The sequence below is a fragment of the Kitasatospora sp. NPDC057692 genome (genome assembly GCF_042799475.1).
Lineage (GTDB): Bacteria > Actinomycetota > Actinomycetes > Streptomycetales > Streptomycetaceae > Kitasatospora.
This window is the reverse complement of the sequence record NZ_JBHVIV010000014.1, coordinates 67065-83471: the sequence shown is the minus strand read 5'-3', so window position 1 is coordinate 83471 and position 16407 is coordinate 67065. Positions and strand designations below refer to the sequence as shown.

21 protein-coding genes are annotated in these 16407 nt (G+C 73.7%); 8 read left to right on the top strand and 13 right to left on the bottom strand.

Going from position 1 to position 16407, the window contains the following annotated elements; translation table 11 throughout:
- The first annotated feature begins 20 nt into the window (after positions 1 to 20).
- From ACFVFS_RS11560 to ACFVFS_RS11550, 3 genes are all read left to right on the top strand, one after another.
- Positions 21 to 644: a hypothetical protein gene (locus ACFVFS_RS11560; RefSeq protein ID WP_380622759.1), complete on the top strand. Its 624-nt coding sequence runs from the start codon at positions 21 to 23 to the stop codon at positions 642 to 644.
- A gap of 57 nt (positions 645 to 701) precedes the next feature.
- Positions 702 to 1082, top strand: a complete 381-nt coding sequence (locus ACFVFS_RS11555; RefSeq protein WP_380622757.1) for a hypothetical protein — start codon at positions 702 to 704, stop codon at positions 1080 to 1082.
- A 250-nt stretch (positions 1083 to 1332) separates the two neighbouring features.
- The gene (locus ACFVFS_RS11550; RefSeq protein WP_380622755.1) at positions 1333 to 2562 is read left to right on the top strand and encodes a hypothetical protein; all 1230 of its coding nucleotides are present in this window, start codon (positions 1333 to 1335) and stop codon (positions 2560 to 2562) included.
- 31 nt (positions 2563 to 2593) lie between these two features.
- Here ACFVFS_RS11550 and ACFVFS_RS11545 read toward each other — a convergent pair whose 3' ends face one another.
- The 6 genes from ACFVFS_RS11545 to ACFVFS_RS11520 all read right to left on the bottom strand — a co-directional run bounded on the left by ACFVFS_RS11545 (position 2594) and on the right by ACFVFS_RS11520 (position 7120).
- Positions 2594 to 3055, bottom strand: a complete 462-nt coding sequence (locus ACFVFS_RS11545; protein WP_380622753.1) for an SUKH-4 family immunity protein — start codon at positions 3053 to 3055, stop codon at positions 2594 to 2596.
- A gap of 10 nt (positions 3056 to 3065) precedes the next feature.
- Entirely contained in the window at positions 3066 to 3392 is a 327-nt protein-coding gene (locus tag ACFVFS_RS11540; protein WP_380622751.1) for a cupin domain-containing protein, read from the bottom strand.
- Positions 3393 to 3473: 81 nt separating this feature from the next.
- On the bottom strand, positions 3474 to 4688 hold the full coding sequence (locus tag ACFVFS_RS11535) for an MFS transporter (protein WP_380622747.1): 1215 nt from the start codon (positions 4686 to 4688) through the stop codon (positions 3474 to 3476).
- A 101-nt stretch (positions 4689 to 4789) separates the two neighbouring features.
- Positions 4790 to 5134, bottom strand: coding sequence for an ArsR/SmtB family transcription factor (locus tag ACFVFS_RS11530; protein ID WP_380622745.1), 345 nt, complete (start codon positions 5132 to 5134; stop codon positions 4790 to 4792).
- 43 nt (positions 5135 to 5177) lie between these two features.
- Positions 5178 to 5849, bottom strand: a complete 672-nt coding sequence (locus ACFVFS_RS11525) for a response regulator (protein ID WP_380622743.1) — start codon at positions 5847 to 5849, stop codon at positions 5178 to 5180.
- Positions 5846 to 7120 carry a sensor histidine kinase gene (locus ACFVFS_RS11520; RefSeq protein ID WP_380622741.1) on the bottom strand — a complete coding sequence of 425 codons (1275 nt, stop codon included), beginning with the start codon at positions 7118 to 7120 and terminating at the stop codon, positions 5846 to 5848. Before ACFVFS_RS11520 ends, ACFVFS_RS11525 begins: the two co-directional genes overlap by 4 nt.
- Before the next feature lie 134 nt (positions 7121 to 7254).
- On the opposite strand from ACFVFS_RS11520, the gene ACFVFS_RS11515 reads away from it, so the two are divergent.
- Positions 7255 to 8490 carry an alpha/beta hydrolase family protein gene (locus ACFVFS_RS11515; RefSeq protein ID WP_380622739.1) on the top strand — a complete coding sequence of 412 codons (1236 nt, stop codon included), beginning with the start codon at positions 7255 to 7257 and terminating at the stop codon, positions 8488 to 8490.
- On the opposite strand, the gene ACFVFS_RS11510 is transcribed toward ACFVFS_RS11515, so the two are convergent.
- The 7 genes from ACFVFS_RS11510 to ACFVFS_RS11480 form a co-directional block, all read right to left on the bottom strand.
- On the bottom strand, positions 8444 to 10018 hold the full coding sequence (locus tag ACFVFS_RS11510) for an alpha/beta hydrolase (RefSeq protein WP_380622737.1): 1575 nt from the start codon (positions 10016 to 10018) through the stop codon (positions 8444 to 8446). The two genes, ACFVFS_RS11515 and ACFVFS_RS11510, sit on opposite strands and share 47 nt — an antisense overlap.
- Positions 10019 to 10093: 75 nt before the next feature.
- The gene (locus tag ACFVFS_RS11505; RefSeq protein ID WP_380622735.1) at positions 10094 to 10582 is read right to left on the bottom strand and encodes a pyridoxamine 5'-phosphate oxidase family protein; all 489 of its coding nucleotides are present in this window, start codon (positions 10580 to 10582) and stop codon (positions 10094 to 10096) included.
- Positions 10583 to 10658: 76 nt separating this feature from the next.
- A complete protein-coding gene (locus ACFVFS_RS11500) occupies positions 10659 to 11519 on the bottom strand; it encodes a hypothetical protein (protein ID WP_380622733.1) in 861 nt (286 codons plus the stop codon).
- Positions 11516 to 12199, bottom strand: coding sequence for a hypothetical protein (locus tag ACFVFS_RS11495; RefSeq protein WP_380622731.1), 684 nt, complete (start codon positions 12197 to 12199; stop codon positions 11516 to 11518). Before ACFVFS_RS11495 ends, ACFVFS_RS11500 begins: the two co-directional genes overlap by 4 nt.
- A 204-nt stretch (positions 12200 to 12403) precedes the next feature.
- On the bottom strand, positions 12404 to 13234 hold the full coding sequence (locus ACFVFS_RS11490; protein WP_380622729.1) for a hypothetical protein: 831 nt from the start codon (positions 13232 to 13234) through the stop codon (positions 12404 to 12406).
- A 145-nt stretch (positions 13235 to 13379) separates the two neighbouring features.
- Positions 13380 to 13577, bottom strand: a complete 198-nt coding sequence (locus ACFVFS_RS11485) for a hypothetical protein (RefSeq protein WP_380622727.1) — start codon at positions 13575 to 13577, stop codon at positions 13380 to 13382.
- Entirely contained in the window at positions 13567 to 14028 is a 462-nt protein-coding gene (locus ACFVFS_RS11480; protein WP_380622725.1) for an ATP-binding protein, read from the bottom strand. The genes ACFVFS_RS11485 and ACFVFS_RS11480 overlap by 11 nt, the downstream gene beginning before the upstream one ends.
- 141 nt (positions 14029 to 14169) lie before the next feature.
- Between ACFVFS_RS11480 and ACFVFS_RS11475 the strand changes: the two genes are divergently transcribed.
- From ACFVFS_RS11475 to ACFVFS_RS11460, 4 genes are all read left to right on the top strand, one after another.
- On the top strand, positions 14170 to 15045 hold the full coding sequence (locus ACFVFS_RS11475) for a helix-turn-helix domain-containing protein (protein ID WP_380622723.1): 876 nt from the start codon (positions 14170 to 14172) through the stop codon (positions 15043 to 15045).
- Positions 15046 to 15047: 2 nt separating this feature from the next.
- Positions 15048 to 15233, top strand: coding sequence for a DUF397 domain-containing protein (locus tag ACFVFS_RS11470; RefSeq protein ID WP_380622721.1), 186 nt, complete (start codon positions 15048 to 15050; stop codon positions 15231 to 15233).
- A 62-nt stretch (positions 15234 to 15295) separates the two neighbouring features.
- On the top strand, positions 15296 to 15478 hold the full coding sequence (locus ACFVFS_RS11465; protein WP_380622719.1) for a DUF397 domain-containing protein: 183 nt from the start codon (positions 15296 to 15298) through the stop codon (positions 15476 to 15478).
- Positions 15475 to 16191: a hypothetical protein gene (locus ACFVFS_RS11460; RefSeq protein WP_380622717.1), complete on the top strand. Its 717-nt coding sequence runs from the start codon at positions 15475 to 15477 to the stop codon at positions 16189 to 16191. The genes ACFVFS_RS11465 and ACFVFS_RS11460 overlap by 4 nt, the downstream gene beginning before the upstream one ends.
- Positions 16192 to 16407 lie beyond the last annotated feature (216 nt).

Sequence of the window (16407 nt, the reverse complement as noted above, 5' to 3'; positions counted from 1 at the left end):
CCCCAACGAGGAGCCCCGCCATGGCCGTTCAGCACGCCGCCGCCCACACCTCCGGCACCGCCCTCCGCCGCACCGGCACCCGCCGCTCCGCCGCCCGCCACACCGCCGACGCCGTCCCCACCGCCCTCACCGCGAGCGGCGCCGCCCTCGCCACCGCACGGATCGCCCTCGGCGCGGTGTTCCTCTGGGCCTTCGCCGACAAGACCTTCGGGCTCGGCTACTCCACCGCCGACGGCCGCGCCTGGCTCGACGGCGCGTCACCCACCAAGGGCTTCCTCAGCCACGTCGCCGCCGGCCCGTTCCAGGACACCTTCCACTCCATGGCCGGCCAGGCCTGGGCGGACTGGCTGTTCATGCTCGGCCTGCTCGGCATCGGCCTCGCCCTGGTCGGCGGCGTCGCCCTGCGGATCGCCGCCGCCGGCGGCACCGTCCTGCTCGCCCTGATGTGGGCCGCCGAGTGGCCGCCCGCCCGCCACCTCGCCGACGGCACCGCCAGCGGCTCCACCAACCCACTGCTGGACGACCACGTCCTCTACGCCGTCCTGCTCGTCGCCCTCGCCGCCACCGGCGCCGGCCGCACCTGGGGCCTCGCCCGGCGCTGGGCCGCCCTCCCGGTCGTCCGCGACCGCGCCTGGCTCCGCTGACACCCCGCCCCCTCCCCCGGCTCACGTCCGCCCCCGGACGGTTGAGAGGCTGGAGCCATGAGCAAGAAGCGCCCGCGCGCCGCCACCCTGGCCGACGTCACCGCCGCCCTGCCCCCGGTCGAGCACCCCTACCGCGAGGGCGTCCTGTCGTCCGCCGGCCGCGCCGAGTTCGTCGACGACCGGGGACAGCGCTGGCGCAAGGTCCGCGGACCGCTCCACCCGCGGCTGGCGAAGCGCCTGCTCAGCACGGCCGACGAGGTGATCATCGGTGTCGGCGCCGGTTTCGATTACCGCCACATCGCCCCGGCGGACCGCGCCGACACCTGGCAGGCCGTCAAGGACCGGCTGGAGGACGCGGGCGAGTCCCCGACCTACCGCCCCTTCGAGTTCGCCTCGGCCGACGGCCGGACCCTCCTCTATCTGGACGAGTGTTGCTGAACCGCTCCCCCGTCTCCCTCACCTCTCACGGCGGTGCCTCCCAGGCACCTGCGGAACGCATCCGGAGTCCCCGATTCACCTGCGAAGGCGAGGCGGCACGGCTAGAGTCGCGCCCGTAACGACCGCCGCCCTGACCGCCGGCGGAGCACACGGCGCACCCCGTACCACCCGCACGCACCAGCGGCCCGTCCACCACGAACACCTCCGCGAACGGGCCGACATGCCGCCGAGCAGACAGGGAAACCGTGCCATGACCGTCCGACCCGGCCGGAGGGCGGCAACCGCCGTCGTCGCCGCCGCGCTCAGCACCGGGGCGCTCCTGGGCGCCGCCCCCACCGCCTCCGCCGTCTCCGCACCGCCCACCATGACCACGCTGTCGACCGGCGTGCCCGGGAAGTCGTACAGCGACCCCACCGGGGTCAACAGCGCCGGCGTCGTCGTCGGCTACGCCTACGCCTACAGCCAGGGCGCCGAGGCCAGCGCGATCCGCTGGGCCGCCGACGGCACCCCCGCCACCCTCCCGCCGCTGCCCGGGCAGGCCTACGCCCAGGCCCTGGGGGTGAACGACGCGAACCTCGCCATCGGCATCTCCTGGCCCACCGGCCGCACCGCCTGGGAGTCCACCGCCGTCCGCTGGGCCGCCGACGGCACCCCCACCGCACTGCCCCCGCTGCCCGGCGACCTGTACAGCAGGCCCAAGGCGGTCAGCGGCAGCGGCATCGTGGTCGGGACCTCCTACAGCAACTCCGCCGGCACCCACGCGGTGGCCTGGCGCCCCGACGGCACCACCGTCACCCTCGCCCCGCTGCCCGGCGACACCAGCAGCGAGGTCATCGGCGTCAACAGCGCCGGCCTCGTCATCGGCCGCTCCTCCAGCGGCATCGACGCCTTCCACGGCATCGTCTGGCGCCCGGACGGCACCCCGGTCCGGTTCCAGACCGGCCCGACCGCCGGAAGCGGCGACTGGCCGGTGGCGGTCAACGACGCCGGCACGGTGATAGGCGTCGCCGACCGGCCGCAGGGCATCGGCAGCAGCCGCCACGGCCTGGTCCGCTCGCCCGGCGGAACCCTGCGCGACCTGGGCGCCTACACCTCGCCGACCGCGATCAACGCCTCCGGCACGGTCGTCGGCACCTACCAGCCGGACCCGGGCCAGCTCAACTCGCACGCCGCCCGCTGGAGCGCGGACGGCACCCTCACCCCGCTGACCCGGAACCCGGCGTCCGGCGGCAACTCGTCCGCCGTCGGGATCAACGACTCCGGCACCGCGATCGGCTACGCCTGGGACGGCATCCCGGCGCGGCAGTACCAGTCGGGCCGGATCTGGGCCCCCGACAACACCGTCACCAGCCTCGACCCCACCGGCGCCGACCGGACCGCCCTGTTCGTCAACAACGCCGGCCTGGTGGTCGGCCTCCTCCTGCTCCGCTCGCCGGGCAGCCTCTACCCCTCGCACCTGACGGTGGTCTGGCGTCCGTGAGGCACGTCCTTCCGGCCCGGCCGCCCGCCGCTCAGCCGCCCAGGCCGTAACCGAGTTCCTCGGCGGCGACGCTCCAGAACGCGTTCTCGTCGGCCACGGCGGCGGCGTCGAGGCCGCGGAAGCGGACCAGCAGCCGTTCGGTGAACGCGTCGGCCGCCTCCTCCTCCGCCTCCAGGGCGGCTTCGTCGTCCAGGTCGTCACCGGGGCCGTCGTACGCGTCGGCCTCGGTGACGGCCTCCGCGTAGGCGCGGGTGAACGCGACGAAGGCCGTCACACCGCTGTTCAGCAGGTCGCGCCGGCCGTCCTCGGCCAGGCACCACAGCGAACCGTCGTCACGCCGCACCCCGAGCACGCTCAGCCCCGGGTCGACCGCGACCAGGGCGTAGCGGACGCCGTCGACCGAACGCTCCTCGAACGGGGTGTCCGGCCACGTGCCCGGGTACGGGCAGTCGGCGCGTCCGGCCAGCAGGGAGGCGAGTTCGGCATCGTCCATACCGGGCACGCTACTCCGCGCCACTGACATCGCCCTCGGCGGCCGCCTCCACCAGGACGAGCGTCCCCGTGCTGCCCGGCCGCACGGCGTGCCGCACGCCCGCCGCCACCCGGTACAGTCCGCCCGGGCCGACCGTCACCTCGGCGCCGTCCACCAGCAGTTCGAGCCGGCCGTCGAGCACGAGCAGCAGCTCGGCCTCCTCGTGCACCTCGACGGGCAGCTCCCGCCCGTCCATCCGCAGGACCTTCAGGGCGGCCGTCCCCACCCGCCCGAGCACGGCGGAGCTCCACGGCTCCGGCCGCGCGGACGCCGCCTCGAACAGATCGACCGGGTTCATCGCAGGCCTCCTCGGCGCGCCCCGCACCGCCGGGAAGGCGGTCGGGACACGCGGTGGTGTTCGCAAGGGATGTCCCGGACGCTACCCGAGCACCCGGTCCGATTGGTCGACCGTTCGGTAAAACCTCTCTGACTCTGGCTCGGGCCCCGGCCCCGCTCCGAGCCGGCGGCGCAGCAGCACGGCGGCGAGCGCCGCCAGCGCGAAGGCCGCCCCGGCCCAGGGCAGTTGCCGCGTCCCGGCGGTGGCCACGACGAGGCCGCCGACCGCGCTGCCGAGGGTGATGCCCAGGTTGGAGAAGGAGATGAAGAGGCTGTTGCCGAACTCCGGCGCGTCCCGGGCGTCCCGGGCCAGCCAGGTCTGGCTCACCACCAGCCCGCCCGAGTGCACCGCCCCCCACAGCAGCACCCCCAGGACCATCGGCGCGGGCCACGGGCCGACGATCCGGACCAGCGCGTAGACGAGCACGTACAGCACCGGGAAGACGGTCACCGTCCGGACCGGGTCGCGCTCCAGCAGCCGGCCGAACAGCAGGTTGCCGAGCACCATCACGATGCCGAAGGCCATCAGCAGGGCGCCGACCACGGACCCGTCGAGGCGGGTGACGCGCTCCAGGTACTCGGCGAAGTAGCCGTAGACCGAGAACATCGCGGCGAAGACCAGCACCACGGCCGCCAGGGCGAGCCAGAGCCGGGGGCGGCGCAGGATCCCCAGCTGGCTGCCGTAGGAGAGGCGCCGCTCGGTGGGCATCGCCGGGAAGAGCACCAGGATCCCGAGCAGCGCGAGCAGGTTGGCGCCCGCCCCGAACCAGAACGCGGCGGCGAGGGAGAGGTGTTCGGCCAGGTAGGAGGTGATCGGCACACCGAAGGCGAAGCCGAGCGTCACCCCGGCGAAGACGGTGGTGGCGGCCCGGGTCGCCTTCTCCGGGGGCACCAGCCGGGCGGCGGCGGTGAGCGCCACCGCGAAGAACACCGGGTGGAAGACGGCCGGCACGATCCGGAAGACGAGCATCACCGAGAACCGGTCGGTGAGCGCGTAGACCGCGTTGGAGGCGGCGAACACGGCGAGCGCGGTCGCCAGCACCGTCTTGCGCCGTACGCCGGAGGCCAGCAGCGTGGCGAACGGGCCTGCCACGGCCACCACCAGCGCGAAGACGCCGACCAGCCAGCCGGCCGTGGACGGCGGTACGCCGAGTTCCTCGGAGATCCTGGGCAGGACGCCGACGACGCCCATCTCCGTGGTGATGATCCCGAACACCCCCAGGGAGAGGGTCAGGACGACAGGACCGGTCTTTCCCATGGCAGACCAACCTACAAATCTAGATAGTTAGATGGATTTTCCCGCAAAAAAACGCCCTCGCGAGCGGGCCGCGCCCACCCGGGCGCAGCCCGGCACGGGCGTCAGAGTTCGTCGCGGACGTACGCCGCGAAGGCGGCGATCGTCTCCTCGTCGCGGCGGTAGAAGGTCCACTTGCCGACCCGCTCCGAGACCAGCAGCCCGGCGTCCCGCAGGATCTGCAGGTAGCCCGAGACCACCGACTGGGCCAGCCCCGAGCGCTCCCGGATGTCCGTCACGCACACGCCGATGTGGAAGCCGACACCGCGCTCGCGGTAGTACTCCTCGTCGAAGTAGCGCTCGGGCGTCTTCAGCCAGCGCAGGAACTCCGCCCGCGCGGGGTTGGCGAGCGCCTTGTGAACGGCCAGCGGATCCACCGCCACTCCTCTCGCGAACCCCTCAGGACGCATCTAATATTCTCGATACGAAGAAGCGTGTCAAGCCGCCGCGAGGTCACCGGGACAGCCCCGCGTGGTGCGCGAGGATGGCGAGGCGGACCCGGTCCCGGGCGGCGAGCTTGTGGAGCAGGCGGCCGATGTGGGTCTTGGTGGTGCCCTCGGTGATGTGCAGGCGGGCGGCGATCTCGGCGTTGGTGAGGCCGTCGCCGACCAGCGCCAGGACTTCGCGCTCCCGGCCGGTGAGGGCCGCGACGGCCGCGCGGGCCCGCGCCCGGACCGGGTCCTCGGCGGCGGCGGGCGGGCCGCCGGCGAGCAGGGCGGCGATCAGCCGGCGGGTGACGCTGGGCGCGAGCGCGGCCTCGCCGGCGGCCACCGCCCGGGTGGCGGCGAGGAGTTCGGCCGGTTCGGCGTCCTTGAGCAGGAAGCCGCCGGCCCCGGCGTGCAGCGCACCGCGCACGTACTCGTCGAGTTCGAAGGTGGTCAGGATCAGCACCCGGCTGCCGGACGGCCCGGCGGTGATCCGGCGGGTGGCCTCGATGCCGTCCAGGCCGGGCATCCGGACGTCCATCAGGACGACGTCCGGCCGTTCGCGGTGGGCGAGTTCGACGGCCTGGGCACCGTCGGCCGCCTCGCCGGCCACCGCGAACCCGGGGGCGAGGCGCAGGATGCCGGCGAACCCGGCCCGCACCAGGGCCTGGTCGTCGGCCACCACGACGCGGATCGTCACGGCCGGACCGCCTCCGCCGCACACCGCGGGACCTCCGCCGCCTCCAGGGGCAGCCCCGCCGCGACCCGGAACCCGCCCGCCGGGGTCGGCCCGGCGGCGCACCAGCCGCCGTACGGGGCCACCCGCTCCCGCATTCCGGCCAGGCCGGTGCCGCCGGGCGGCGCGGCCGGGCGGGCGCGCCCCGGAGCGGGACCGTCGTCGGTGACCTCCAGCCAGAGCGCGTCGTCCCGGTACTCGACCTCCACCCGGGCCACGGCCGCGCCCGAGTGGCGGACCACGTTGGCCAGCGCCTCCTGGACGATCCGGTAGCCGGAGAGGCCGACGCCGGGCGGCAGTTCGCGCGCCCGGCCGTGGATCCGCACCCGCACGGCGACCCCCGCGGCGCCCGTCCGCTCCGCCAGCCGCGCCAGGTCCGCCGCCGCCAGACCGGGGGCCGGGGCGGCCGGCGGCGCCCCGTGCTCCGCGTCCTCGCGCAGCACGGCCAGCAGCGCCCGGATCTCGCGCAGCGCCTCCGCGCTCACCGTCCGGATCGCCGCGAGCGCGGCCGCGGCCGGCCCGTCCTGCTGCGCGGCACGCTCCAGCGCGTACTGCCCGTAGCCCGCCTGGACGCTCACCACCCCCAGGCTGTGCGCCACCACGTCGTGCAACTCCCGCGCCAGCCTCAGCCGTTCCTCCGAGGCGGCGGCGCGCTCCAGGGCCGCCGCCCGGGCGGCGAGCGCGGCGGTGTGCGCGCGGTGGCGGCGCACCGCGTCCCCCACCGCCCAGCCCACCGTCTGCCCGATCACGGCGAGCAGCACGTTGCCGGCCACCTCGGCGGGCGCCGCGAGGGTGACCGCCCAGCCGGCGGCGGCCGCGCCGAGCGCCACCCGCGCGGCCCGCCGGTCGTGGGCCGCCGCCGTGTACGCCACCAGCACCCCGACCAGCACCGCCCAGAAGCCGACGACCACCCCGATCGCGGGCTGCCGGCAGCCCGCCACCGTCCCCGCCCAGGCGAACAGCGCGAGCGCGCAGGCCCCGACCGGGTCGCGGCGCCGGGCGGCCAGCGCCATACCGAGCACCACGGCGGCCAGCAGGGCGACGGCCACGGCGGCGGGGCCGTCCGGCGGCGGGTTGCCGCGCCCGTGCGGATCGAAGTGCCGGGCGGCTTCGAGCACCCGGGCGGCGGTCACGGCCGTGCCGGCCAGCGCGGCCAGCGGGTCGGTCCACCGCCGGTGCGCGGGCGCCAGCCGCTTGGTCCACGGGACGGGCGCGACCCGCTCGTCGTTCAGCACCCGGCCAGGCTAGCCACGGCCGGGCGGGCCGGCATCCGACCACGGTCGTATGCCCACGGCGGGACGCGCCGGTCACCGTCCGGTCGCCAGGGTGGGCACGCACCGACCGATCCGCTCCTCGGAGGCACTCCCTTATGCCGCACCACCGTTCCCGCCCGGCCGTCGCCGCGCTCGCCGTACTGCTCGCCACCGGCGCGCTCACCGGCGGCACCGCCGCCACCGCCCACGCCCACGCTCAGGCACCCGCCGCCACCGCCACCGCCACCGCGCCGGTCCCGATCACCCTCCCGGCCCCGACCGGCCCGCTGCCCGTCGGCACCACCGCCCTCCACCTCGTCGACCCGCGGCGCCCCGACCGCTGGGCGCCCACCCCGCGTCCGCGCGAGCTGATGGCACAGCTCTGGTACCCCGCCGCCGCCTGCGGAGCGCCCGCGCACCGGCTCGCGCCGTGGACGGGGGCGGCCGAGCGGGCCCGGCTGGAGGCCGACTACCTGGGCGTCGCCCCCGGCCGGCTCGTCTGGCCGGCCACCCACTCCCGCGAGGACGCGCCCGTCGACCGCACGGCCCGCCGGCCGGTGGTCCTCTACTCCCCCGGGTCCCGCGCCGACCGCTCCTTCGGCACCCTCGCCGCCGAGGACCTCGCCTCCCGCGGCTACGTGGTGGTCGTCCTCGACCACACCTTCGACGCCGGTGAGGTCGCCTTCCCCGACGGCCGCCTGGAGGTCCGGAACAAGCCCGCCGTGTTCGCCATGACCGACGAGGAGATCGTCGCCTACCGCACCGCCGACACCCGCTTCGTGCTCGACCGCCTCACCGACCTCGCCGCGGGCACCAACCCCGACGCCGAGCACCGCCCCCTCCCGCCGGGTCTCGGCGCGGCCCTCGACCTGGGTGCCGTCGGCGTGGCCGGGCACTCGATGGGCGGCGCCACCGCCGTCCAGACCCTGCACGACGACCCGCGGGTGCTGGCCGGCGCCTCCCTCGACGGCCCGGTCTTCGGCACCGTCGCCACCGACGGCCTGGACCGCCCGCTGCTGCTGTTCGGCGCCTCGGACGTGCGCCCGGCCCGCGACGCCATGTGGGACGCGCTCTGGCCGCGCCTCACCTCCTGGCGCCGCCAGCTCCGGCTGGACGGCTCCGGCCACGGCAGCTTCGCCGACCTGGAGGTCCTGCTCACCGCCGCCCGGCCGGTCATCCCCTGGCCGGCCGACGAGGTCGACCACCTGCTCGGCACGATCGACCCCGCCCGGGCCTTGGCGGCCCAACGCGCCTATCTGGCCGCGTTCTTCGACCTCCACCTGCGCCACCGGCCCACGCCGCTGTTCACCACGCCGTCCCCCGCACACCCTGAGGTCCGGCTGGTCCGCTGACGGCCGCCGCCCGGGCGGCGGGGTCCGCGACGGGGACGGGGTCGGGGCGGCAGGACAGGTCCCGGGCGGGCAGCACGCCGGTGCTCAGGAACCGGTCGGCGGCGGTGACCGCGCAGGACGGCGTCCACCGGTCGTAGGCGCCGTGGTTGCCGCCGTCGACGGTCACCATCCGGGCCCGCTTGCCGAGCGCCGCCCGCATGCCCAGCGCGCCGACCAACGGCGTGGCCGGGTCCCGCTCGGTCTGCAGCAGCAGGATGTTCGCGGGCCCCCGGTCGGTGACCCGGACGGCGGGCTCCACGGGCGCCGGCCAGAAGGCGCAGGGCCACACATTGGCCCCCATCCCGTTCAGGATCGGGTTGCGCTGCCGGCTCTCGGTGACGTTCCGCTGGTACCGGCCGAGGTCGCGCGGCGCCGGGGTGTCCCCGCAGAGCACGGCCGTCAGGGCGACCACGTCGTTGTCGTCCGGGATGCCCGGGGTGCCCTTGGACAGCCACCAGTACGGGACCGGGCCGGCGCCGCCGGAGGCGAGGAAGCGCCACCAGTCGGCGATCTCCGGGAACAGCGCGCTGTGGTAGGAGTCCAGCCGGTAGAGCGTGCGCCACAGGTTGCCGTTCACCAGGCCGGCCACCGGGTGGGTCACCGGCGTCCGGTCCAACTGCGCGGCCAGCGCGAGGTAGTTGGCCCGCACGGCCGCCGGGGTCGCGCCGAGTCCCAGGTCGGCGTCCCGCTCGGCCGCCCAGGCGGCGAAGTCCGCGAAGCGCAGCTCGCCCGCCCGGTCCCAGGTGGCCAGCCGCTCCTGCCAGGTGACGTTCGGGTCCGTGTTGCTGTCCAGCACGAAGCGGTCCGTCCGCCCCGGGAACAGCTCGGCGTAGACGGCGCCCAGGTAACCGCCGTACGAGGCGGCGCGGTAGGAGATCCTCGACTCCCCGAGGGCGGCCCGGATCCGGTCCAGGTCGCGCGCCGTGTTGGCGGTGGTCAGGTGGCGGACCAGCTCGCCGTTGCGGGCCAGGCAGTCGCGCGCCAGGTCGCGGGCGTAGCGGGCGTTGGGGGCGATCGAGCCGTCCGCGGCGGGGAAGGGGAAGACCAGTTCGTAGGGCACCTCGGCGGCCGTCCGCCCGCAGGTGAGCGGGGTGCTGCGGCCGACGCCGCGCGGGTCGAAGCTCACCAGGTCGTACTGGTCCAGCACGTCCTGCGGATAGCCGGCCTCCTGCGCGCTGGGCAGGTGCAGGCTGGCCACCCCGGGCCCACCGCCGTTGTGCACCAGGATCCCGCGCCGCAGGCCGGGCTTGGCGGTGGCGAGCTTCGACACCGCGATCTCGATGGAACGCCCGTGCGGGGCGCGGTAGTCCAGCGGCATGCGCAGCGTGGTGCAGCGCAGCCGCGGGTCCACCGGCGCCCCGGACGGGTCGGCAGGGCAGTCCGCCCAGACCAGGCGCTGGGCGGACGGCGCCGGTGCGGCCTGGGCGGTCCCGGTGCCCGCGAGCACCAGGGCGAGTGCGGCACCGGCGGTTCTCAACGGGCCGGTCACGCGTGATCTCTTCAACATAGGTCTGGACCATAGGGACGGCGCGCCCGGCTGTCATCCCCTCGCGGAGGTAGGGATTCAGCTTTCCTGGCGCACCGTCAGCCGCTGATCCAGCCACACCCCGTCGCGCATGATGAGCCTGCCGTTCAGTTCCGGCTCGCCGCGCCAGGCGCGCACGACCGTCGGCACCACGCGGAGGTAGACGAAGGACCCCTCCTCCGTCCGGGGGTCCCACCCGAACTTGGTGGTGAACGCCTCCGCCGCCTCGGCGGGCACGTCCTGCTCCTGGAAGCCCTCCGCCTCGCCCTGGATCAGCACCACGTCGAGGGTGTGGGGCAGCGCCAGGCGCACGCGCGGCTCGACGCGCACGTTCCGCGCGGTGGCGGAGCCGGCACTGGTGCACATCCACACCGCGCGCCCGTCCCACAGGAACCACAGCGGCACCTGGTGCGGCCCGTGGTCGGGGTGCGAGGTCGAGACCCAGACGTCCCGCTCGGCCACGAGCCGCTCCAGAGTTTCCCGCTTGCGCTCCGTCACCTCGCGGCCAACAATTCCTGTGCTTTGCATAAGAACTGACCCTAGCCAGCGCTCTCACAGTGCACATGGGGCGCAGGACCTACGCCGGACGACCGAGTGCGGAGTACTACCAGGACCGGTAGACGCAGTAGATCTTGTCGCCGTGCAGCGCGAGCGCGGGCCGGTCCCCGGCGTCGGTCACGCCGGGGATCGCGAGGGGCCCTTTCCACGCGGCGCCGTCGAACTCCAGCTGCTGGAGCTTTCCGGGGCTTTCGTAGTAGACGCAGACGAGCCGATCTCCGACGTAGGTCCTGGCCAGGGCCGGAACCGCGATGTCGGGACCGTTGGGGATCTGCTGGGGTGGACTCCACGTGCCGTTCTCGAAGCTGCCCCAGGAGAGACTGCTCTCCGTCGTGTCGAACACGCAGTACGGCTTGTTCCGGAACCGGGCGAGCGCGGGCGGGTTGGCAAGGTCGTACCCCTGGCCGAGCCACTGGCCCGGGGACCAGGACGCGTTGTCGAAGCTGGTCCACTGGACGTCGTAGGGACTGCTGTACACGCAGTACAGGCGATCGCCGACGGCGGTGGCCGCCGGCCCGAATCCGATGTGCGTGGCCACCGGCTCGTCCGGGCCCCAGCTCTGCCCGTCGGAGGTCCTGGTCACCTGGAGGGCGAAGTCTCCCTCGCCGTCATGGAAGACGTAGAGGTTCTGCCGGTACTCCGCCGCCCCGCAGTGCGACCCGATCACGTGCCGAGGGTCGGTGTGGGGCTTGCTCCACTCCTGGTCGACCACGCTGTACCGGACCCAGGAGAGTTCCGAGCCCTCACCGGCGTAGACGCACACCAGCCGTCCGATGGCGTTGAAGTCCGCCAGGGCGTAGCAGCCCGGGTTCGTCACTCCCGGAACGGGCCGGGGATCACTCCACGAGCTGCCGTCGTAGACCATCCACTGGAGGACCGTGCTGCCTGTGGGGCCCGGACTGCTCACGTGATGATGTCCTGGGTGCACTCGACGGTCCACGTGTTGTCGGGGTTGAGGGTGACGGTGGCGTCGTAGCAGCCGAGCTTCTCGAAGTCGACCACGGCCGCCTCGGTGGTGACGTCCGCCACGCTCGCCATCGCCCCTTGCTTGTAGTTGCCCGCCTTCACGTAGTAGGTGGGGGTCAGCGTGAACGTCTGGGAGAGGTGCGGCCCGGCCTGCGCGGCGATCACCGGGGTGGGGTCGGCGCTGTTGAGTGACAGGCCGATGCCGACGGAGACCGCCGGGTCGTACAGCACGTTCCCGGTGTCCGAGACCCAGATCGTCTTCTTGTCGTGCTGGCCCTGCTGGGCCGCGAACTCGTAGTCCGGGGCGTTTTCACCGGGCGGGGGCGGGGCCGTGTCGAACACCCAGCGGCACTTCTTGTCGTCGTCGGGATCGACGGCCTGACTGCCCTCCCCGGTGAACGCCACGCCGCTCTCGAATCCCGTCTGGGCGAAGGTCAGTGCCCAGGTGAGGTCCCAGTTCCAGGAGTACTCATGCGTGGGTTCGATCTGCTGCGCGATCCACGCGACGGCGAAGGGGTCCTGGGGGCCGGAGTCCAGCACCGGCAGTGTGAAGATGCCGAACATCTGACCCGTCGCGTGCGGATTGCCGTTCTTGACCCGGAGGGTGTACTGCTGCGTCATTGCCGCAACACCTTTCGTATGCGTAGGGCTTCGTGCCCATTCGACAGCGGAACCGCCACGGGAAGAACGCAACTCGCCTGTTCTGTCACCCGGTTGGGAGCCGAGGCTTACCCCGTTCAGCGCACGTCGGGCGCGGGACCTGCGTCCGGCAAGCGAGCGCGGGAGTCGGCGGGGCCGACTTCCCGCTCCACCGGGGTCCACCGCTCAGGAGGGACCGGCGGTGTAGGTCAGCACGACGCAGCCGGCGTGACCGGCGAGTCCCGACCTGCCGTCGTTGATGCTGCCGTCGGCGACAGTGCCGCCACTGCCTCCGTGTCCGCCCCGGCCCGCCGTCCCGGGGCAGCCCGCGGGCGGCCGACTGGATCCGGGGTTGCCGCCCTGGCCGCCGTGGCCGCCCTTCTTCGCCGAGGCACCGTCCTCGCCGCTGCCGCCCCGGCCGCCGTCCTGGAGGCTCGCGCCGGCGCCGTCACACCGACTGTCCGCCTTCACCCCGGGGTTGGCGGGAGAGCCGCCGGACCCGCCGCCCGTGAATCCGTTCCAGCCGCCTCCGCCTCCGCCGCCCCAGTCGGCGGAGACCTTCTTGGAGCCATCGACCCGGACCGTCGACGGGTCGCCGCCCTTGCCGTTCGTCCCGCCCGTGGGGAACAGCCCGCCCCTGCCGCCGCCCCGGCCGGGGCCGCCCGCCTCGACGGTGATCCTCAGGGTCTTCGCCTTGTTGACGTCCAGCACGCAGCTCACCAGGGCGCCACCGCCCCCACCCGCACCGCCCCCTCCGGCGCGGCCCCACTCGCCGACGTTCGCGCCGCCGCCACCGCCACCGCCACCGCCCGCGCCGAGGGCGGCGACCGCGATCTTCGTGACCCCGGGCGGAACCGGGAAGTCGACCGTGCCGGAAGAGCTGAACACCTTGGTTTCCGCGGCCGCCGGAGCGGCGGTCCCGGCGTAGGCCGCGGGCGCTGTCACCGCCCCGGTCGCGGCGATCACCGCGCTTGCGGCGGCCGCTGCGACCGAGGCTCTGCGAAGACGTCGACGCATGATGAACTTCCTTTTGTAGGCAGATAGTTAGGACGCCACGAGATTGCCCCAACCCGCCCTCCGGGGCGCACTCTTCCACACCCCGATCACCCCATCGGGTGAGCACCTCCCAGCCACTGACGCGCCCGTGCGCGGTCGGCCGGAGTCAACGGGGCGTGGCGGCGGTCACGGTGGAGACGGGGAGGGGCGCGGGGTGCGGGTGATGGCCGTGGTGGCGGGCGGTGAGGGGGTAGGCCCACGCCAGCAGGGCGAGCAGCAGCACGAACGGGAGCACGGTGCCGAACACGGCGCTTCCGGCGACGGCGGACGGCGGCGGCCCGCTGTGGCGAGGTTCAGCGCGCATCTGCGAGGTCGAGCTCGGCCCAGACGGTCTTGGCGCTGGGGTGGCGGGGCACCGCGCCCCAGCGGTCGGCGAGGGCGTCGATCAGGACGAGCCCCCGGCCGGACTGAGCGTCCGAACTGCGGGCCGGCGGGAGGGTAGGGAGGACGGGGAAGCGGTCGCCCCGGCAGTCGGAGATCTCGATCCGCAGGGTGGCGCCCCGGCGCACAAGGGTGGTGAGGCAGAGGTGCAGCTCGAATCCGCGCCCCGCGACGCGACCGTGCCGGATCGCGTTCGACGCCAGCTCCGCCACGATGATCAGCGCGGAGTGGAACGGTTCCCCGAACGCGGAATCGACTCCCCAGACGGTGAGTTGGCTTCTGGCGATGCCCCGACAGAGGCGGGCACCCTTCGGCGTGGCGGCGAGCGTGACGGTGTGCCGACGGGGGTTGTCGAGCGGGATTTCGGTCGTCATGGGGAAAATCCTGGCGGCCCGGACGTACGCTGACCACGAGTCGGGCAGGCACGGAGCGTGCTTGTGCGGACGCGGAGGGTCGTCCGGTCGGGGCGGCTCGGATCATTCGGTCGCAAGCACGTATGAGCAGGGGTGATTCCCATGGCGGGTGGCGTCGAGCGCACGGTCTTCGACGACGGGGAGACGGCGGAGAACTCGGACGGGGTGGCCGAGTTCTACAGTGCCGTGGGGAAGTTGATGAAGATGTTCCGCGAGCGGGCGGGGCTGACGCAGCGCGAACTGGCCGACATCATCGGCTACAGCGAGGACATGCTCGGCGCGGTCGAGCGGGGGAAGCGGACGCCGAGGATCGAGATCCTGGCGAAGGTCGACGACGCCGTGGGTGCAGGCGGGGCGCTGAAGGTCGTCGCGGACGACGTGATGAAGGCGAAGATCCGGATCAGCGAGCGCCACCCGGCTTTCTCCAAGGCCTTCACGGCCGAGGAGTCGAAGGCCATCGAGATCCACGAGTACAGCAGCCTGCACATTCCGGGACTACTCCAAACCGAGGCGCACGCTCGGGCACTGTACGACATGCGTCGGCCGTGGCTCTCCGTCGAACAGGTCGACTCGTGGGTGGCTGCGCGGATGGCGCGGCAGGAGATCCTCAGCCGCTGGCCGCTACCGGTCATGACGTGGGTGATCGACGAGAGCGCCCTGCGCCGACCTCTGGGCGGGTGGGACGTCCACCGCGCCCAGCTGGAGCACCTGCTCAAGGTCGCCGAGATCCGTGGCCTGGAGTTGCAGATCATGCCGCTCGACCGAACCGAGAACGCGGGCATGGGTGGCTCGTTCGCCCTCCTCACGCCGAACGGCCGCCCGCAGATCGCCTACGTCGAGGTGCAGCACGTGAACAGGCTGATCACGGATCCGGATGAAATCCGTAAGATGGCGGCACGGTACGGCACCCTCAGGGGGCAGGCGCTCACCATGAGGGAGTCCCTGGCCTTGATCGAGCAGATTCTGGGAGAGCGGTAGGCATGGCCGAACTCGCATGGTTCAAGAGCAGCTACAGCAGCAACGAGGGCGCCCAGTGCGTCGAGATCGCCAAGACCCCCGGCACCGTCCACGTCCGTGACTCCAAGGACAAGAGCGGCCCCCAGCTGGCCTTCGACCCGGCCGCCTGGCACGCGTTCGTGAAGTTCGCCGCGAACGCCAACGTCTGAAACACCACCACCCCGAGGGCCCGCCGCTTCCCAGCGACGGGCCCTCGGCGCATCCTGATCCCATGACCGAGCTGACCTGGTTCAAGAGCAGCCACAGCACCAACGAGGATGTTGCCTGCGTCGAGATCGCCAAGACCCTCGGCACGATCCACGTCCGCGACTCCAAAAACAAGACCGGACCCCACCTCACCTTCGACGCTCCCGCCTGGCAGGCTTTCGTCGACTTCGCCAAATCCACCGGATGAATGCTCGGATCACGGACGCGAGGCCGCCAAACCGACCCCGGCCCCCCAAGGCCGTCGCCCGCGCGCTGATACCGGCCCTACTCATCCTCGCCGGACTGGCCGCCACCGTGCTCGGCTTCACCTGGTTCGCCGGTGCCGACCTGCGTGTGTACGGCTACCGCTCCGCCCCGCCGTGCAGCGCGAAGGCCGACCAGCCCGCCACAGGCTGCGTGCGGATCGAGACGGGCACCGTGACGGCCAAGGCCGTCCACGCCGGCGCCGGTCCCGCCGCCGGCGACCCGGCCGCCAGCCTCACCGTCACCGTGGCCCGCGAGGCGGCCCCCACCCGGAGCTACAAGGTCGGCGCGGCCTTCCACCAGGACGTGGAAATCGGCACGACAGTGGACCTGACGATCTTCCGGGGGCGGGTGGCCGCGCTCACCTACCAGGGACACCGCGCCGACAACCCGAACGCGTCCTTCCCCGTCCTCCTCGGGGTGGCCCTCCTGGTCGGCCTGGGCTCGGCGACCGCCTCCCACGGCCTGAGCTGGCCCCGGCTGGGCCCGGCAGCGGCCCGCTTCGCCGCCGTCGGCGCCCTCGCCGTCGTCTTCGCCTTCTTCGGCTGCTTCGCGCTCGTCTGGCTTCCGCTGACACCCGTCCTCCTCCTGGCCCTCCCCGCCTTCCTCTGGCTGACCGCGACCGCCGCCTTCACTGTGGCCACCTGGAACGACTGACCGACGGACTCGGACGACGCAGGGGCGGCGAAGTCCCGTCCGCGCGCCGCGACATCCAAATACGGCATCCACCGAAGGCCCGCCGCTTCCCTGCGGCGGGCCTTCGGCGTTCCGCCGTGGGATCCCGAATGCACGCCCCCCGTCGATGCCGCGCCGGACCCGACCCCCCACCCCCCGGTTCAACCAAGGCAAGGGAAAGTCTGGAAACCGCTCAGG

What these genes read in the sequence shown, in the direction of transcription:
- ACFVFS_RS11555 (WP_380622757.1), top strand. Translation starts at nt 702, where the DNA reads ATGAGCAAGAAGCGCCCGCGCGCCGCCACCCTGGCCGACGTCACCGCC.
- ACFVFS_RS11465 (WP_380622719.1), top strand. Translation starts at nt 15,296, where the DNA reads ATGACCGAGCTGACCTGGTTCAAGAGCAGCCACAGCACCAACGAGGAT.
- ACFVFS_RS11475 (WP_380622723.1), top strand. Translation starts at nt 14,170, where the DNA reads ATGGCGGGTGGCGTCGAGCGCACGGTCTTCGACGACGGGGAGACGGCG.
- ACFVFS_RS11560 (WP_380622759.1), top strand. Translation starts at nt 21, where the DNA reads ATGGCCGTTCAGCACGCCGCCGCCCACACCTCCGGCACCGCCCTCCGC.
- ACFVFS_RS11530 (WP_380622745.1), bottom strand. Translation starts at nt 5,134, where the DNA reads ATGCGTCCTGAGGGGTTCGCGAGAGGAGTGGCGGTGGATCCGCTGGCC.
- ACFVFS_RS11480 (WP_380622725.1), bottom strand. Translation starts at nt 14,028, where the DNA reads ATGACGACCGAAATCCCGCTCGACAACCCCCGTCGGCACACCGTCACG.
- ACFVFS_RS11460 (WP_380622717.1), top strand. Translation starts at nt 15,475, where the DNA reads ATGAATGCTCGGATCACGGACGCGAGGCCGCCAAACCGACCCCGGCCC.
- ACFVFS_RS11515 (WP_380622739.1), top strand. Translation starts at nt 7,255, where the DNA reads ATGCCGCACCACCGTTCCCGCCCGGCCGTCGCCGCGCTCGCCGTACTG.
- ACFVFS_RS11545 (WP_380622753.1), bottom strand. Translation starts at nt 3,055, where the DNA reads ATGGACGATGCCGAACTCGCCTCCCTGCTGGCCGGACGCGCCGACTGC.
- ACFVFS_RS11490 (WP_380622729.1), bottom strand. Translation starts at nt 13,234, where the DNA reads ATGCGTCGACGTCTTCGCAGAGCCTCGGTCGCAGCGGCCGCCGCAAGC.
- ACFVFS_RS11535 (WP_380622747.1), bottom strand. Translation starts at nt 4,688, where the DNA reads ATGGGAAAGACCGGTCCTGTCGTCCTGACCCTCTCCCTGGGGGTGTTC.
- ACFVFS_RS11540 (WP_380622751.1), bottom strand. Translation starts at nt 3,392, where the DNA reads ATGAACCCGGTCGATCTGTTCGAGGCGGCGTCCGCGCGGCCGGAGCCG.
- ACFVFS_RS11505 (WP_380622735.1), bottom strand. Translation starts at nt 10,582, where the DNA reads ATGCAAAGCACAGGAATTGTTGGCCGCGAGGTGACGGAGCGCAAGCGG.
- ACFVFS_RS11495 (WP_380622731.1), bottom strand. Translation starts at nt 12,199, where the DNA reads ATGACGCAGCAGTACACCCTCCGGGTCAAGAACGGCAATCCGCACGCG.
- ACFVFS_RS11485 (WP_380622727.1), bottom strand. Translation starts at nt 13,577, where the DNA reads ATGCGCGCTGAACCTCGCCACAGCGGGCCGCCGCCGTCCGCCGTCGCC.
- ACFVFS_RS11550 (WP_380622755.1), top strand. Translation starts at nt 1,333, where the DNA reads ATGACCGTCCGACCCGGCCGGAGGGCGGCAACCGCCGTCGTCGCCGCC.
- ACFVFS_RS11470 (WP_380622721.1), top strand. Translation starts at nt 15,048, where the DNA reads ATGGCCGAACTCGCATGGTTCAAGAGCAGCTACAGCAGCAACGAGGGC.